We start from the raw sequence: 15,051 nt of genomic DNA, 5'->3' as shown, positions 1-15,051 counted from the left end.
CGGATCGCGCGTAACCACGCCCGTTCAGCATGAAGCAAACAGCACAGCATGCTGAACGCCTGAGTCTCCCCCGCTGACCGAACGGTCGGCCTTCGACGTCCTTCGATCCGCCGCCCCCACGCTCTCGACGCCGCTGGTTACACTCGCCATCCGTCACGGCATCGGAAATAGTGGGGTGGACATGGTCCGGCGACGAATCATCCGCGGCGCCGTCGGCGCTCTCGCCGGGCTCGGTGTCCTCGCCGCCTGCACACCCGCGCCGCACGTGAACCCGCCCATCGGGTCCCCGTCGCAGCAGCCGGACATCCCCGCCGACCTGTCGGCCGGCCGCAGCGAACCCGTCGCCGACCCGCTGTACCCCGACTACGGCAACGCCGACGTCGACGTCCTCCACTACGGACTCGCCCTCGACTACGACCCCACGACCTCCGTCCTCGCCGGCACCGCGACGATCACCCTGCGGGCCGTGCGGGCCGTCGACGGACTCCGTCTCGACTTCGCCGACAACCTCAGGGTCGGCGAGGCCACTCTGGACGGCACGCCGGTCACCGCGAGCCAGTCCGGCCACGACGTCACCTTCGACGCCTCCCTCGCCGCCGAGGCGCAGGCCGTCCTCACCGTCGTCTACGAGGGCGTTCCCGAGCAGGCGCCCGCGCCGACGACGCGCTCGGACTTCGACGACGGCCTCGGCATGCGGCCCGAGTCCGACGGTTCCCTGTGGACGATGCAGGAGCCCTACGGCGCCTTCACCTGGTACCCCGTCAACGACCACCCCTCCGACGAGGCCCTCTACGACATCACCGTCGCGGTCCCCGAGGGCTGGTCCGGCGTGGCCAGCGGCCGCTTCATGGGCGAGGCGCCCGACGGCGACCGGACCGTCTTCACCTGGCACTCCGCCGATCCGGTCGCGAGCTACCTGACCACGCTGGCCGTAGACGAGTTCGAGAAGATCGAGATGACCGGCCCGAACGAGCTGCCGATCACCGCGTGGATCCCACGGGAGAGCATGCGCGAGTTCGAGGCCCCGCTGCGCAAGATGCCCGAACACATCGCCTACATCGCCGAACGCTACGGCCCCTACCCCTTCGACGCGGCGGGTGTCGTGCTCGTCGGCGGGGAGTCGGCGATGGAGACGCAGGAGATGATCACCTTCAGCTCGGCCCTCGGCACGATGGGCCCGGAGCTGATCGAGAGCGTGATGGTGCACGAGCTGGCCCATCAGTGGTTCGGCGACGCCGTCACGCCCGTCGACTGGCGCGGGGTGTGGCTCAACGAGTCGATGGCGACCTACATCGAGGACATGTGGAACGCCGACCAGGGCTTCACGACCGAACGCGAGGTCGTGGAGAACTGGCGCTCGGCCGACCAGATCCTCCGCGACGAGGCCGGCCCGCCCGGGCAGTACGACGCCCGGCAGTTCGCGTCGTCCAACGTGTACATCTGCACCGCGCTGATGATGTACGAGATCCGCACGAAGATCGGTGAGTCCCGCTTCACCGAGATGATGCGCGACTGGGTCCAGAAGCAGCCCAACACCCAGCAGGACCGCGAGAGCTTCACCGCCTGGGTCAACCAGTACGCCGGTGAGGACCTGACCGGGCTGATCGACGAGTGGCTGGACTCACCGACGACTCCACGGTGACCGGCGGGAACGGGGAGACATGCGAGCGCGGACGACACCCCTGGCGCTGACGGTCGCCTTGGCCGTGGGCCTTTCGGCCTGCACCTCCCCCGAGCCGCCGCCGTCTCCGCCGGCGCCCGAACCGCCGTCGGAGCTGTCGGCCGGACGCAGCGAACCCGTCACCGACCCGCTGTACCCGCAGCAGGGCAACCCAGGCATCGACGTCCTGCACTACGGGCTGGCGCTCACCTATGTCCCCGGCGACCGCGTCCTCAACGGACTCGCCGAGCTCACGATCCGCCCGGTCCACGACGCCGGCGAACTGCGTCTCGACCTGGCCGCCGGCCTGACCGTGACCGAGTCCACGGTGGACGGGGTCGCTGCGCCCGCCGCACGCGAAGGCGACGACCTCGTGCTGACCGCGGCCGTCGTCAAGGACCGCGACATCGTGGTGACCGTCGCCTACAACGGTGTGCCCGCACCGGTTCCCGCTCCCGCCCGGCGCGAGGACATGGCCGGAGGCATCGGCGCGCAGACCGGTGCCGACGGCGAGCTGTGGACCTTCCAGGAGCCGTTCGGCGCCTTCACCTGGTACCCGGTCAACGACCACCCCTCCGACGAGGCCCTCTACGACGTCACCGTCACCACGCCGGAAGGCTGGACGGGCGTCTCGACCGGCGTCTACCAGGGCACCGAGACCGACGACGGGTACACGACCACGACCTGGCGTTCGGCCGATCCGGTCGCCAGCTACGTCACCACCCTCGCCGTGGACCGCTTCGAGATGTACGAGCAGCGCGCCGGGGAGGTCCACTACGTCTCGTGGGTCCCGTCGGGCTTCGCGGCCCAGTGGGAACCGCTCTTCGCCGAGCTGCCGGAACTCGTGGCCTGGCTGGAGCGCCGGTACGGGCCGTACCCGTTCCCCAACAGCGGCATCGTCGCGGTCGGAGGGCGGTCGGGGATGGAAACGCAGGGCACCATCACCCTCAGCGCGGGCCTGGCCGGAGGAAACGGCGACCGCCGGGTGATCCTGCACGAACTGGCCCACCAGTGGTTCGGCGACTCCGTCTCACCGCGCGACTGGCGCGACGTGTGGCTCAACGAGAGCGTGGCGACCTACGCCGAGGCGATGTGGGCCGTCGACCAGGGCATGCTCACCGAGGCGGACGCGGTCGCGGTCTGGTCGGGCGCGGACCAGCGCATGCGCGACGAGTACGGTCCGCCCGGCGACTACGATCCCGGCGCCTTCGCCTCGGGCAACGTGTACTTCTGCACCGCGCTGATGCTGCACGGGCTGCGCGGCGAGATGGGGCCGGAGAAGTTCGACGCGATGCTGCGCGACTGGGTGCAGAAGCAGCGCAACACGACCCAGGACCGGGCGTCGTTCACCGCCTGGGTGAGCGAGTACGCGGGCGAGGACATGACCGCCTTCATCGACGCCTGGCTGGACTCGCCGACGACCCCGCGCGCCTGAGCCCGTCGGCCGGGCCCGCGCGAAGAACGTGCCCCGGCCCGACGGAGGGGGGTCCGTCGAGCCGGGGCACCGGGGGTGGGGGAAGGTCTTAGAGCACGGCTCCCTCGTCGTGGAGCCAGTCGGCCCACGATCCGGAGACGGCGGCGGCACAGTCGATGACCTCGTCGAGCAGCGCGTCGTGCAGACCCGGCACCAGCGGGAGCTGCACCTCGCCGTAGAGCGGGAACTGGCCGCTCTCGGTCTCGGCGCCGACGTAGGACTTCAGGAAACGGCGGGTGCGGTTCCACTCGTTGGCCGCGGTGTAGGCGCGGTCGACCCACTCCGGCGAGACCGTCGAGTAGGCGCGGGCCCGCAGTACGAGGATCTCGCCGCCCGGCCCCTCGCAGGCGATCTGGAGCACGTGCCGCTCCCACATCGCCAGGACGGCGCCGTTCTCGTCGGTCAGGTAGCGGATCTTGAGGCGCTTGAGGGCCGCGGTGATGCGCTCGGTCGTCAGGCGGCGGACCGTCGTCGCCTGCACCGCGTTGCGGGTGAGGCGGTCGAGGTCGGCGGCGAGGTTCGGGTCGAGCCCGTCGGGGACCCGGTTCTCGCGGACGGTGTCATCGGCGGCTCCCCGCTGGAGCGGGACCTTGGCGGTCTTCGCCGTGATCGACGTCGTCTCGGTGACCGCGGAGGAGCCCTCCGTCGTCACCACGTCGTCCTTCGCGCCGGTCGGGTCCTGCTCCGCCCGGCGGCTGCGCCACCATGCCATGTCCGTCCCCTTGGTGTTGCCGTCTCCCGTGAACGACGGGCTCATGCGCGGCCCGCCGACCCGAACCGTACCGGTGCGTAAAGGCCCGTGGCCAGGGTCAGCGGTCCCGATCACGCCTGATCCGGCCGAAAACCGGCCGAACGGCGGATCCCCGGCTCATGCGCCTGGAATCCACCGTTCGTGGCGAATCACCCGATCGAGGTGACCTGGGTCACTCTCCGAAAAGGACATGGTGTACGAGCCTTCGCCATACACGGTAAGAAGTGGACGCCAGTCGGCTAGAGGACGCGCAATCCGGCTTCGAGGCCCCACACCGAGCCCTTGGCACCGGTGAGACCGATCCGGCGGCCGGCGAGACGCACGGAGACCGGCGCGGCGGCGTCGTGCAGGCCCATGCGCAGCAGCCCGACGATCAGCCGCAGCGGGACCTCGTGCTTGGTCTCGTCGCCGACGACGGTGACCGCGACGTGGTCGAGCAGCGCGTCACGCAGGCGGCGGTCGCCGACGCCCTGACCGCGACGGCTGCGGAGGGTCTCTCCGGCGGCCCGGTCGAGGCGGACGACCTCGGCGCCCGGCAGGGTCTCCAGGACCTCGCCGTCGGAGGTGGGGAGAGTCGTGCGCCACGACCCGTCATGGCGCGAGGGCGGTCCGGAGCGCAGCAGGTCGGCGGCCCGGACCGTCACGTCGTCGTCATGGGCGGTCGCGACGGTCCGGCAGGCCAGCACGCGAAACGGCAGCACCGTCCACAACCGGCCGGTGCCGTCCCCCGACGGCCGCAGCCGCACGAGGGCCTCGGGACTGAACCGCATGGCCCGGGCGGCGAAGTCGGCCGCCTCCTCGGCGCTCCCGGCGCCGATCAGCCCGGCAGGATCGACCCCGCTCATCCGCGCCACGCCTCCAGGAACTCCCGCTCGGCCTCGCTGATCCGGCGAGGCCGGCCGGCGACCAGGTCGAAGGGAACGAGCACGGACCTCGCCCGGCTCGCCACCTTGCCGGCCGACTTCTGGTCGTCGAAGAGCTCGTAGTCCACCACGAAGGCCGCGTTGCGGATCTCGCTCGCCCACAACTCGATGCGCACCTCCGGCGAGGAGTCGCCGTCGCCCGAACCGATCCCGTAGTCCACCGGACGCAGGTAATCGATCTCGTGACGCGCGACGACGACGCCCTCGGCGAAGGAGGTCAGCCCGAACTTCTTGGCCCCGTTGAACATCAGCGCGACACGCGCCTCCTCGTACAGCGTGAGGAAGCGTGCGTTGTTGACGTGCTGGAACGCGTCCATGTCGGACCAGCGCAGGGGGCAGTGGTAGACGTACCGGGCCATCGTCGGGACTAGTCCCGGGTCAGCTTGCGGTGGGTGACACGGTGCGGCTTGGCGGCCTCCGGGCCGAGACGGTCGATCTTGTTCTTCTCGTAGGCCTCGAAGTTGCCCTCGAACCAGAACCACTTCGGCGTCGGCCATTCCTGACCGTCGACCTCCTCGCCCTCCCAGGCCAGGATGTGCGTGGCGACCCGGTCGAGGAACATCCGGTCGTGGGAGATGACCACGGCGCAGCCGGGGAACTCCAGCAGCGCGTTCTCCAGCGAAGACAGGGTCTCGACGTCCAGGTCGTTGGTGGGCTCGTCGAGCAGCAGCACGTTGCCGCCCTCTTTGAGGGTGAGCGCGAGGTTGAGGCGGTTGCGCTCACCACCGGAGAGGACCTTCGTCGGCTTCTGCTGGTCGGGGCCCTTGAAGCCGAAGGCGGCGACGTAGGCGCGCGAGGGCATCTCGACCCTGCCGACCATGATGTGGTCGAGGCCGTCGGAGACGGTCTCCCACAGCGTCTTGTCGCCGGACAGGCCCTCACGGTTCTGGTCGACGTAGGACAGCTGGACGGTCTCGCCGACCTTGACCGAGCCGGCGTCCGGCTTCTCGATGCCGACGATCGTCTTGAACAGCGTCGTCTTACCCACACCGTTCGGGCCGATGATGCCGACGATGCCGTTGCGCGGCAGGGAGAAGTTCAGGCCGTCGATGAGGGTCCGGCCGTCGAAGCCCTTGACCAGGTCCTTCACCTCGATGACGGTGTTGCCAAGGCGCGGCCCCGGCGGGATCTGGATCTCCTCGAAGTCGAGCTTGCGGGTCTTCTCGGCCTCCGCGGCCATCTCCTCGTAGCGGCCGAGACGCGACTTCGACTTCGTCTGGCGGGCCTTGGCGTTCGAGCGGACCCACTCCAGCTCGTCCTTGAGGCGCTTCTGCAGCTTCGCGTCCTTGCGGCCCTCGACGGCCAGGCGCTCGGCCTTCTTCTCCAGGTAGGTGGAGTAGTTGCCCTCGTAGGGGTGCGTGCGGCCGCGGTCGAGTTCGAGGATCCAGTCGGCGACGTGGTCGAGGAAGTACCGGTCGTGGGTGATGGCGACGACGGTGCCGGCGTACTTGGCCAGGTGCTGCTCAAGCCACAGCACGCTCTCGGCGTCGAGGTGGTTGGTGGGCTCGTCGAGCAGGAGCAGGTCGGGCTCTTCGAGGAGCAGCTTGCACAGCGCGACACGGCGGCGCTCACCACCGGAGAGGTGGGCGACCATCTCCTCGCCGGGCGGGCAGCGCAGCGCGTCCATGGCCTGTTCGAGCTTGGAGTCGATCTCCCAGGCGTTGGCGTGGTCGAGCTCCTCCTGGAGCTTGCCCATCTCCTCCATCAGCTCGTCGGTGTAGTCGGTCGCCATCTCCTCGGCGATCGCGTCGAAGCGAGCGAGCTTGGCCTTGGTGTCGGCGACGGCGTCCTCGACGTTGCCCAGGACCGTCTTCGTCTCATCGAGCTTGGGCTCCTGCGCGAGCATGCCGACGGTGTAGCCCGGCATCAGCTTGGCCTCACCGTTGGTGACCTTGTCGAGGCCCGCCATGATCTTCAGCAGACTCGACTTACCCGCGCCGTTGGGACCGACGACGCCGATCTTGGCGCCGGGGAGGAAGAACAGCGTGACATTGTCGAGGATGACCTTGTCCCCGAGTGCGCGGCGGGCCTTCTCGAACGTGTAGATGAACTGAGCCACGGTGGCGTCTTCCTCACAAAGCTGGGTAGCGGTTGCTGTCGACTGCTGCGCTGGACACGCGGCTCAATCTTGTCAAGCCTCCGCCACGGTCACCAACTCAGGTCACGCCAAGGTGCCGCGACGACCGTCACACCCCTCGCGTCAGTTCTTGCGCGGCCGCAGGGCCGTGCCGATCGCCACCGCCCGCAGGATCACCGTCGACACCGCGATCGCCAGCACCGGGACCACGATCTGGAGCCAGACCGGCCATCCCGCGCCGAAGGCGTCACCCGCCACCGGACCGAACCAGGTGCCGCCGGTGAGCAGCACCTCCGTCCCGGCCGCCGTGATCGCGCACGGCGCGATGAGCAGCAGACCCGGGAACGGGCCGAAGCGGTAGAAGCAGAGACCGATGAGCAGGCCCGAGACGGCGTAGGCGAGCTGGACGATCAGCGACTCGGTGAAGATCAGGTGCAGCTGCGAGGAGTCGGTGAACAGGTGGTTGGTGCTGAGGTTCTCGGGAATGCCGTAGGCCTCGTAGATCGGCCGCTCGATGACGTACCCGATCGTCAGCAGCAGCGACGAGCCCGTGGCGAGGGTCCCGATCGCCGCGGTCACGCCGACGACGAAGGACCGCCGCGTCACCCCGGCGGCGACCATGAGCGGCAGGAACGCCGGGACGGACATGACGCCCATCGCGGCCATGGTGCCCTTGGTGGAGTTGGTGGAGGTCTCCCACAGGCTGATGTCCGTGGTGCCCCACAGCGCGATACCGGCGGCGATCCCGGCGTAGATGAGGATCATCACGGCCCAGAACCAGGCGTACCAGGCGTTGCCGAAGAGGACGCTGAAGTAGGTCGGCCACAGACCGCGCAGACGGCGGACCTTACGGCCGGGGACGGTCGCGGTGGTGGTGGTCACGAGGGGTTCCTTTCCGGCCGCGTCGTCAGGTGCACGAACAGGTCCTGCAACGGCAGCGTGCCCAGCTCCAGCCCCGCCGCCTTCGCCTGGCGGCGCAGGTCGTCGGTCGGGTGGCTGTAGACGGTGACCTGCTTCGTCGGCCCGAGCACCTGCTCGCCGAGCACGTCGAGGCCCATGGCGAAGCGGTCGACCAGTTCGGCCGGGCCGCTGATCGACACACCGCGTTCCCGCAGCGAGTCGACCGTGTCGTGCACGATCAGCCGGCCCTTGTCGACGATCAGGACCTCCTCGAAGAGCCTCCCGAACTCCTCGATCAGATGCGTCGAGACGATGAACGTGCGCGGGTACTCCACGTAGTCGCGCAACAGTTCCTCGATGAAGATGTAGCGTGCCGGGGCGTCCATCCCCAGGTAGGACTCGTCGAACATGGTCAGCGGTGCCCGTGACGCGAGCCCGAGCAGGCAGCCGAAGGCCGACTTCATGCCGCGCGAGAGCTTCGAGACGTTCCGGCCGGCCGGGAGGTCGAAACGCCTCAGCAGGCGGTCGGCGAGTTCCTGGTCCCAGTTCGGGCGCAGTTCCCGGTAGAGGCCGATGATCTGGCGGATCTTGGCGGCGGGCAGGTCGCCGCTCTCGCGGATGAGGCACACGCGGGAGACGATGTCGGCGTCCTCGTAGGGGTCGCGGCCTTCGACGCGGACGGTGCCCGCGTCGGCGCGGCGGAAGGCGGCCAGGACGGACAGGAGGCTGGTCTTGCCGGAGCCGTTGCGTCCGATCAGGCCGTAGATCTTGTTCGCCTCCAGCGTCAGGGAGACGCCTTCGAGCGCGGTGACGTCGCCGTAGGACACGCGGAGGTCGTCGACCTCGACGAGGTTCTCCGGCTGTTCGTGGACGGAGGTGCCCGGGTTCATCGCATGCGCCTCTTCTGGTTCTCCAGCTCTTCAAGGTGCCGAACGACGTCGGCGAGGGGTACCCCGATCAGGCTCGCCTCGGCGGCCATGGGTTCGACCATCTCGGTGAAGAAACGGTCCCGGCGCTGCGCGAGGAGCTTCTCGCGGGCGCCTTCGGTGACGTACATGCCCAGGCCGCGACGTTTGTGCAGGACGCCCTCCTCCACCAGCTGGTGGACGCCTTTGGCGGCGGTGGCCGGGTTGATGCGGTAGTACGTGGCGTACTGGTTGGTGGACATGACCTGGTCGCCCTCGGCGAGGGTGCCGTCCAGGATGTCCTGCTTCAGTCTGGCCGCGATCTGCTGGTAGATCGGTGTCCGGTCGTCGAACATGCATCACCTCGCAGACCGATGGGTATATGGGTTCATTACTTGTGTGATGAACCATAGCGCCAACCAACCTGGCTGACAAGAACCGGACACTCCTTTAGACTTGGGGTCGGATTCCCGCCGTGACGATCACGTGCCCGATTCCCATCACGGTCCCGCCTCCTGTCACCGTGCGCCAGTAGGCTCGTCACGCCACGCATGCGAACGATCGAGGAGGAACCACAACGTGTCTCCTGAAAGCGGTCAGAACGGCGAAGGCGCCCCCTTCGTCGTCGTCGCCAACCGGCTCCCCGTCGACGAGGTCATGACCGAGGACGGCCGGGAGTGGAGGCAGAGCCCCGGCGGACTGGTCACCGCCCTCAAGCCCGTCCTCCAGTCGGAGAAGGGCACCTGGATCGGCTGGGCCGGCGGCGACGGCGAGGCCCCCGCCCCCTTCGAGCTCGACGGGATGCAGCTCAGCCCCGTCCCCCTCAGCGCCGACGAGCTCGCCTCGTACTACGAGGGCTTCTCGAACGCGACCCTGTGGCCGCTGTACCACGACGCCGTGGAACCGCCCAGCTACCACCGCAGCTGGTGGGAGGCCTACGTCCGGGTCAACCGGCGCTTCGCCGAGCGGGCCGCCGAGGTCGCCGCGAAGCACGCGGTGGTGTGGGTCCAGGACTACCAGCTCCAGCTCGTCCCGGCGATGCTGCGCCGCCTGCGCCCCGACGTGCGCATCGGCTTCTTCCTGCACATCCCCTTTCCCCCGGTGGAGCTGTTCATGCAGCTCCCCAAGCGCCTCGAACTGCTCGACGGGCTCCTCGGCGCCGACCTCGTCGGCTTCCAGCGGCCCCTCGCCGCCCAGAACTTCCTGCGCCTGACCCGCCACCTGCTCGACCTCAAGCCGCGCGGCAAGGAGGTCGAGGTCGGCGGCCGGGTCGTACGCGCCGACGCCTTCCCCATCTCGATCGACGTCGCCGAGATGGAGGCCACCGCGGTCAGCGGCGCCGTGCAGCGCCGGGCCAAGGAGATCCGCGCCGAGCTCGGCGACCCCCGCACCCTCATCCTCGGGGTGGACCGGCTGGACTACACCAAGGGCATCGAGCAACGCTTGAAGGCGTTCCGCGAGCTGCTGGCCGAAGGCCGCCTCCGGGTGCCCGACGCGGTGATGGTGCAGGTGGCCACGCCGAGCCGGGAGCGCGTCGAGCACTACAAGGCGCTCCGCGCGGCCGTGGAGCGCGAGGTCGGCCGGATCAACGGCGATTTCGGCCGGGTCGGTCTGCCCGCCATCCACTACCTGCACCAGTCCTACAGCCGTGCCGAGCTGGCCGCGCTGTACCTGACCGCCGACGTCATGATGGTGACGCCGCTGCGGGACGGGATGAACCTCGTCGCCAAGGAGTACGTGGCCTCCCGCACCGATCTCGGCGGGGCCCTCGTCCTCTCGGAGTTCGCCGGTGCCGCCGGGGACCTCCGGCAGGCCTATCAGGTCAACCCGCACGACCTGGACGGGCTGAAGACGACGCTCATGAACGCCATCAATGCCGATACCGTCGACCGCGTCAGGCGCATGCGAACCATGCGGCGGTATCTTCGCGGACACGACGTCCGCCACTGGGCGAGCGCCTTCCTGACCGCGCTAGGGGTTCCGCAGGCGGCGACCGCGTACAATCCCGGCAATATCGAAACGAAACAGCAATAAGACGGTAATAACGTGGCAATCCCACGCGAACCGTTACTCGACCTGACCGCAACGATCTTTCGCCCGCCGAGCGCGCATGACGCGGGTGATCTCGACACGCCCGCAGGAGCCTGAAGGCATGACCGAGACCATTATGTCGTCCACCATGGACGCCGACCTCCGCTCGTCCCTGGCAGCACTGGCGAGAACGCCGCAGCTGCTGGTGGCCTGTGACTATGACGGCACCCTCGCGCCGATCGTCACCGACCCCGCGAAGGCCACCCCTCTACCCGAGACGGTCGCCGCGCTGCGCGCGCTGGCGACTCTGCCTCAGACGAAGGTCGCGGTCATCTCCGGCCGCGCGCTGCGCGACCTGGCGGCCCTGTCGCGGCTGCCCAGCGAGATCCATCTCGTCGGGAGCCACGGCTCCGAGTTCGACGTGAGTTTCACCCACGCCCTCACCTCCGAGCAGATCTCGCTGCGCGACAAGATCAGCGCGGCGATCGCCGACATCGTCCGCGACAAGGAGGGCATCCGGCTGGAGCCGAAGCCCGCCGGGATCGCGGTGCACACCCGTACGGCCCCGCGTCCCGTCGCCGAGGAGGTCATCGCGGCGATCAAGGCCGGCCCGGGCGGTTGGCCCGAGGTGCAGTCCACCGAGGGCAAGGAGGTCATCGACCTGTCGGTCATGACCACGCACAAGGGGACCGCGCTGGACTCGTTGCGGCAGCAGCTGGGCGCGTCTGCCGTGCTGTTCATCGGCGACGACGTGACCGACGAAAACGCCTTCGCGCACCTGCACGGCCCCGACCTGGGCGTGCGGGTCGGCGACGGGAACTCCCTCGCGCAGTTCCGCGTCGACGACACCTACGAGGTCGCGCAGCTGCTGGCCACGCTCCTCCAGACGCGGCGGTCGTGGCTGTACGGCGAGCGCTCGGTGCTGATCGAGCGGCATTCGATGATCGCCGACGGCGCGGCGAACGCCCTGGTGAGCCCGGAGGCGCGGATCACCTGGATGTGCCACCCGAAGCCGGACTCGGGCGCGTTGTTCGCCGACCTGCTCGGCGGGACCACGGCCGGGCACTTCACGGTTGGGCCGGTCGAGGGCGGCCTTCCCCTGGGGCAGCGCTACAAGCACGAGACGATGAGCGTGGAGACGCGCTGGTCGGGCCTGTCGGTGACCGACTGGCTGGACGGGACGGACCTGCGTTCGGGCGACGCGCACACCACGACGCTCATCCGTGAGCTGGCCGGCAGTTCGGTCGCGCGGGTGGAGTTCGCGCCGAGGCCGGAGTTCGGGAGTCTGCCGGTGCGGCTCCAGCCGCTCGGCGACGGGCTGCTGATGCTCGGCTACAACGAGCCGCTGGTCCTGCGCTCCCCCGGTGTGGAGTGGGAGGTGACCTCCGACGGGCAGAACGACACCGCGACGGCGAACATCGACCTGGGCGCCATGGGCGGGCGGGTCGTGCTGGAGATGCGGGCCGGGACGAACAATCTGGCGGCCTCGGGAACCTCGCTGGAAGACCGCCGGGAGTCCAACGAGGGCGACTGGCGGGAGTGGGCGGCGAAGCTGAAGCTGCCCAAGCTCAAGCGCGATCTGGTGATGCGCAGCGCGCTGACGCTGCGTGGCCTGTGCTTCGAGCCGACGGGCGCGATCCTGGCGGCTCCGACGACCTCGCTGCCCGAGGAGCTGGGCGGCGTGCGGAACTGGGACTACCGCTTCTGCTGGTTCCGGGACGGCGCGATGACCGCCAAGGCCCTGGTCGAGCTGGGTTCACTGCACGAGGCGGAGAACTTCCTCAAGTGGTGCGCGCACGTCATCGAGACCACGGCCGGGCACCCGGAGTGGCTGTCGCCGCTGTACACGATCGACGGGACCTCGCTGCCTCCCGAGGGCATCATCGACACGCTGCCGGGTTACGCCGGGTCGCGGCCGGTGCGGGTCAACAACTCGGCGAACAAGCAGGTCCAGCTCGACGTCTTCGGCCCGGTGGCCGACCTGGTCGCGGCCGTCGCGGACCTGCGCGGCGGGCTCACCGACTTCGAGTCGGAGGTCATCCTGGCGATGGCCGACGCCGTCGAGCGCCGCTGGCACGAGCCCGACCACGGTCTGTGGGAGGCACCCCGCCCCCCGCGGCACCACGTGTACTCGAAGGTCATGTGCTGGCACACCATCAGCAAGGCGATCTACCTGGCCGACAACCACGGCCTGCCGCGCAAGGAGAGCTGGGCGGCGTTGCGCGACACGATCGCCGAGAACGTCCTTGAGCACGGCTGGGACGAGAACCTGCGGACCTACACCGCCGCCTACGACGAGCCCGACCTGGACGCCGCGACCCTGTGGATCGGCCTGACCGGGCTGCTCGACCCGAGCGACCAGCGCTTCATCGACACCGTCGAGGCGACCGAGGCGGCGCTGCGCAGCGGGTCGGCGGTCTACCGTTATCGCCGTGACGACGGGCTGCCCGGCGTCGAGGGCGGCTTCCTGATCTGTGCGGCCTGGCTGATCGAGGCCTACCTCAAGATCGGGCGGCGGGCCGACGCCGAGGAGCTGTTCACGCAACTGATCGACTGCGCCGGGCCGACCGGTCTGATGCCCGAACAATGGGACCCGATGGCCGAGCGCGGACTGGGGAACCACCCGCAGGCGTATTCTCACCTCGGGTTCATCCACTGCGCGCTGCTGCTGGACTCCTGAGACCCGGGGGCGACCGACCGTGATGTTAGGGCCTCGCCACAGCGGGGCCCTAATAAAACTTGCGCCGGTTTTCAGGTAGATCATGCCCGTAACCTTTTCCACCGAGAAGCGTTGCAGCCACCCCTAAACCGGACGAAGCAGACATTGGGCGCTGAGCGCCGGTGTCCACAGTGGCGCTCTCAGCAAATTGAGAGCTCCAGATACCCCGACGGGGGTTGCGCACCCCCACCCGCTGTCTGCAACGATGTGGCAATGCCCCAGCAGCCCTCTAAGTCATTCTTCGATAACGCCAACAACAAGCCTGACTTCACTGTTGGGCTACGTGGATACGACCGGGCGCAGGTCGACGACTTCGTTCAGCGGCTGAACGCCGCGCTCACGCAGACCGAGAGCGCGCGCAGCGAAGCCGAGCAGCGGATGACCGACGCCCAGCGACGCCTGCGACAGGCCGAGCAGCGTGTCAACGGCCTTGAGCAGCGGCTTGCCGACCAGGCCAAGCAGCTTGAGGAGAACAGCCGTCCGACCCTGTCGGGACTTGGCACCCGTGTTGAGCAGATCCTCCGCCTCGCCGAGGAACAGGCCAATGAGCACCGGGCCGAGGCGAAGCGCGAGACCGAGGGCATCTTGTCCGCGGCCCGCCTTGAGGCGCGTGAGATCACCGACAAGGCGCGCGGCGAGTCCGCCAATGTCAAGCAGGCCGCCGAACGCGAGGCCGGCAACCTGCGCACGGCCGCCGAACGCGAGGCCGCCGAGTTGCGCGTGCAGGCCCGCCGTGAGGCCGAGACCCTGCGCGCCGACGCCGACCGTGAGACCAAGCAGCTGCGGTCGTCGACCGGGCACGAGGTCGCCGAGCTGAAGGCCTCCGTCGAGCGCGAGGTCGCCACCATGCGCGCCACCTCCGAGCGCGAGATCACGCAGCTCCGGGCGAAGGCCGCACGCGAGGCCGAGGAGAAGCGCGCCGAGGCCGCCAAGCTCTACGCCGAGGCCAAGGAGAAGCGCGACAAGGAACTCCAGGCCCTGGCCCTCGAACTGGCCGAGCGCCGGGAGAAGGCCGAGCGCGAGGAGTCCGAGCGCCACACCGCCGCGGTCACCGCGACCCAGAAGCTGGTCAACGAGGCCGAAGGCCGCGCGCGCAACGCCGAGGAGCGCGCCAAGGAGACCGAGCAGAAGTCGGAGCAGCGCCGCCTCGAAGCCGAGCGCTACGCCACCGAGACCGTCGACAAGGCCAAGTCCTCCGCCGACAAGAACGTCTCCGAGGCCAAGGCCGAGGCCGAGCGCCTGGTCGCCGACGCGAAGGCCGAGGCCGACGCCAAGACGACCGCCGCCAACCGCGAGGTCGACGAGCTGTCCCGCAAGCGCGACTCGCTCCAGTCCCAGCTGCGCCAGATGATCTCCGGTCTCGCCGGGATCGTCCCCGCCGAGGCCCTCGGCGGTCTCACCGGCGACTCCGGGAAATCCGGTGATGCCGACAAGTCCGACGACGAGAAGGTCTCCGCCTCGTCCCAGGCGTCTTAAGGAGTCTTTCAGCCTCACGCGCTACGGTCATGGCTTAAGCTGCTTGACTTCAGATGAGTCACGAGCCGGCTGACGGTAGGGCTTCGGGCAAAAATTGGGTGCGAGGCCATACCCCGCCGCTTCGGAATCGGTTGC

12 protein-coding genes are annotated in these 15,051 nt (G+C 69.2%); 5 read left to right on the top strand and 7 right to left on the bottom strand.

From position 1 onward, the window contains the following. The first annotated feature begins 181 nt into the window (after positions 1 to 181). Entirely contained in the window at positions 182 to 1,642 is a 1,461-nt protein-coding gene (locus tag HNR73_RS00545) for a M1 family metallopeptidase (protein WP_184785193.1), read from the top strand. Positions 1,643 to 1,661: 19 nt separating this feature from the next. After that, positions 1,662 to 3,095, top strand: a complete 1,434-nt coding sequence (locus tag HNR73_RS00540; RefSeq protein ID WP_184785192.1) for a M1 family metallopeptidase — start codon at positions 1,662 to 1,664, stop codon at positions 3,093 to 3,095. An 88-nt stretch (positions 3,096 to 3,183) separates the two neighbouring features. On the opposite strand, the gene HNR73_RS00535 is transcribed toward HNR73_RS00540, so the two are convergent. The 7 genes from HNR73_RS00535 to HNR73_RS00505 all read right to left on the bottom strand — a co-directional run bounded on the left by HNR73_RS00535 (position 3,184) and on the right by HNR73_RS00505 (position 9,046). Further along, positions 3,184 to 3,846 carry a type III secretion system chaperone family protein gene (locus HNR73_RS00535; RefSeq protein ID WP_203686585.1) on the bottom strand — a complete coding sequence of 221 codons (663 nt, stop codon included), beginning with the start codon at positions 3,844 to 3,846 and terminating at the stop codon, positions 3,184 to 3,186. 278 nt (positions 3,847 to 4,124) lie between these two features. Further along, complete coding sequence (locus HNR73_RS00530; protein WP_184785191.1) at positions 4,125 to 4,730, bottom strand: DUF8185 domain-containing protein; 606 nt, start codon at positions 4,728 to 4,730, stop codon at positions 4,125 to 4,127. Further along, the gene (locus tag HNR73_RS00525; RefSeq protein ID WP_184785190.1) at positions 4,727 to 5,167 is read right to left on the bottom strand and encodes an acyl-CoA thioesterase; all 441 of its coding nucleotides are present in this window, start codon (positions 5,165 to 5,167) and stop codon (positions 4,727 to 4,729) included. The genes HNR73_RS00530 and HNR73_RS00525 overlap by 4 nt, the downstream gene beginning before the upstream one ends. A gap of 8 nt (positions 5,168 to 5,175) precedes the next feature. Next, the gene (gene ettA, locus HNR73_RS00520) at positions 5,176 to 6,867 is read right to left on the bottom strand and encodes an energy-dependent translational throttle protein EttA (protein WP_184785189.1); all 1,692 of its coding nucleotides are present in this window, start codon (positions 6,865 to 6,867) and stop codon (positions 5,176 to 5,178) included. A 141-nt stretch (positions 6,868 to 7,008) separates the two neighbouring features. Then, positions 7,009 to 7,767, bottom strand: coding sequence for a hypothetical protein (locus tag HNR73_RS00515; protein WP_184785188.1), 759 nt, complete (start codon positions 7,765 to 7,767; stop codon positions 7,009 to 7,011). Continuing rightward, complete coding sequence (locus HNR73_RS00510; RefSeq protein WP_184785187.1) at positions 7,764 to 8,675, bottom strand: ATP-binding cassette domain-containing protein; 912 nt, start codon at positions 8,673 to 8,675, stop codon at positions 7,764 to 7,766. Before HNR73_RS00510 ends, HNR73_RS00515 begins: the two co-directional genes overlap by 4 nt. Continuing rightward, entirely contained in the window at positions 8,672 to 9,046 is a 375-nt protein-coding gene (locus HNR73_RS00505; RefSeq protein ID WP_184785186.1) for a GntR family transcriptional regulator, read from the bottom strand. Before HNR73_RS00505 ends, HNR73_RS00510 begins: the two co-directional genes overlap by 4 nt. 223 nt (positions 9,047 to 9,269) lie before the next feature. Here HNR73_RS00505 and HNR73_RS00500 point away from each other — a divergent pair, with 223 nt between their 5' ends. The 3 genes from HNR73_RS00500 (at position 9,270) to HNR73_RS00490 (ending at position 14,916) form a co-directional block, all read left to right on the top strand. Further along, positions 9,270 to 10,724 carry an alpha,alpha-trehalose-phosphate synthase (UDP-forming) gene (locus HNR73_RS00500; RefSeq protein ID WP_275414577.1) on the top strand — a complete coding sequence of 485 codons (1,455 nt, stop codon included), beginning with the start codon at positions 9,270 to 9,272 and terminating at the stop codon, positions 10,722 to 10,724. A gap of 118 nt (positions 10,725 to 10,842) precedes the next feature. Further along, complete coding sequence (otsB, locus tag HNR73_RS00495; RefSeq protein WP_184785185.1) at positions 10,843 to 13,401, top strand: trehalose-phosphatase; 2,559 nt, start codon at positions 10,843 to 10,845, stop codon at positions 13,399 to 13,401. Between the two features lie 252 nt (positions 13,402 to 13,653). After that, positions 13,654 to 14,916, top strand: coding sequence for a DivIVA domain-containing protein (locus HNR73_RS00490; RefSeq protein WP_184785184.1), 1,263 nt, complete (start codon positions 13,654 to 13,656; stop codon positions 14,914 to 14,916). Positions 14,917 to 15,051 lie beyond the last annotated feature (135 nt).

This window comes from Phytomonospora endophytica (assembly GCF_014202425.1).
Taxonomy (GTDB): Bacteria; Actinomycetota; Actinomycetes; order Mycobacteriales; family Micromonosporaceae; genus Phytomonospora; species Phytomonospora endophytica.
The sequence above is the reverse complement of the archived record's forward strand: the minus strand, read 5'-3'. Positions and strand labels throughout refer to the sequence as shown.

Excerpts from the sequence above, each read along its gene's own strand:
- HNR73_RS00545 (WP_184785193.1), top strand. The coding sequence starts at position 182 with ATGGTCCGGCGACGAATCATCCGCGGCGCCGTCGGCGCTCTCGCCGGG.
- HNR73_RS00540 (WP_184785192.1), top strand. The coding sequence starts at position 1,662 with ATGCGAGCGCGGACGACACCCCTGGCGCTGACGGTCGCCTTGGCCGTG.
- HNR73_RS00535 (WP_203686585.1), bottom strand. The coding sequence starts at position 3,846 with ATGGCATGGTGGCGCAGCCGCCGGGCGGAGCAGGACCCGACCGGCGCG.
- HNR73_RS00530 (WP_184785191.1), bottom strand. The coding sequence starts at position 4,730 with ATGAGCGGGGTCGATCCTGCCGGGCTGATCGGCGCCGGGAGCGCCGAG.
- HNR73_RS00525 (WP_184785190.1), bottom strand. The coding sequence starts at position 5,167 with ATGGCCCGGTACGTCTACCACTGCCCCCTGCGCTGGTCCGACATGGAC.
- HNR73_RS00510 (WP_184785187.1), bottom strand. The coding sequence starts at position 8,675 with ATGAACCCGGGCACCTCCGTCCACGAACAGCCGGAGAACCTCGTCGAG.
- HNR73_RS00505 (WP_184785186.1), bottom strand. The coding sequence starts at position 9,046 with ATGTTCGACGACCGGACACCGATCTACCAGCAGATCGCGGCCAGACTG.
- otsB (WP_184785185.1), top strand. The coding sequence starts at position 10,843 with ATGACCGAGACCATTATGTCGTCCACCATGGACGCCGACCTCCGCTCG.
- HNR73_RS00490 (WP_184785184.1), top strand. The coding sequence starts at position 13,654 with ATGCCCCAGCAGCCCTCTAAGTCATTCTTCGATAACGCCAACAACAAG.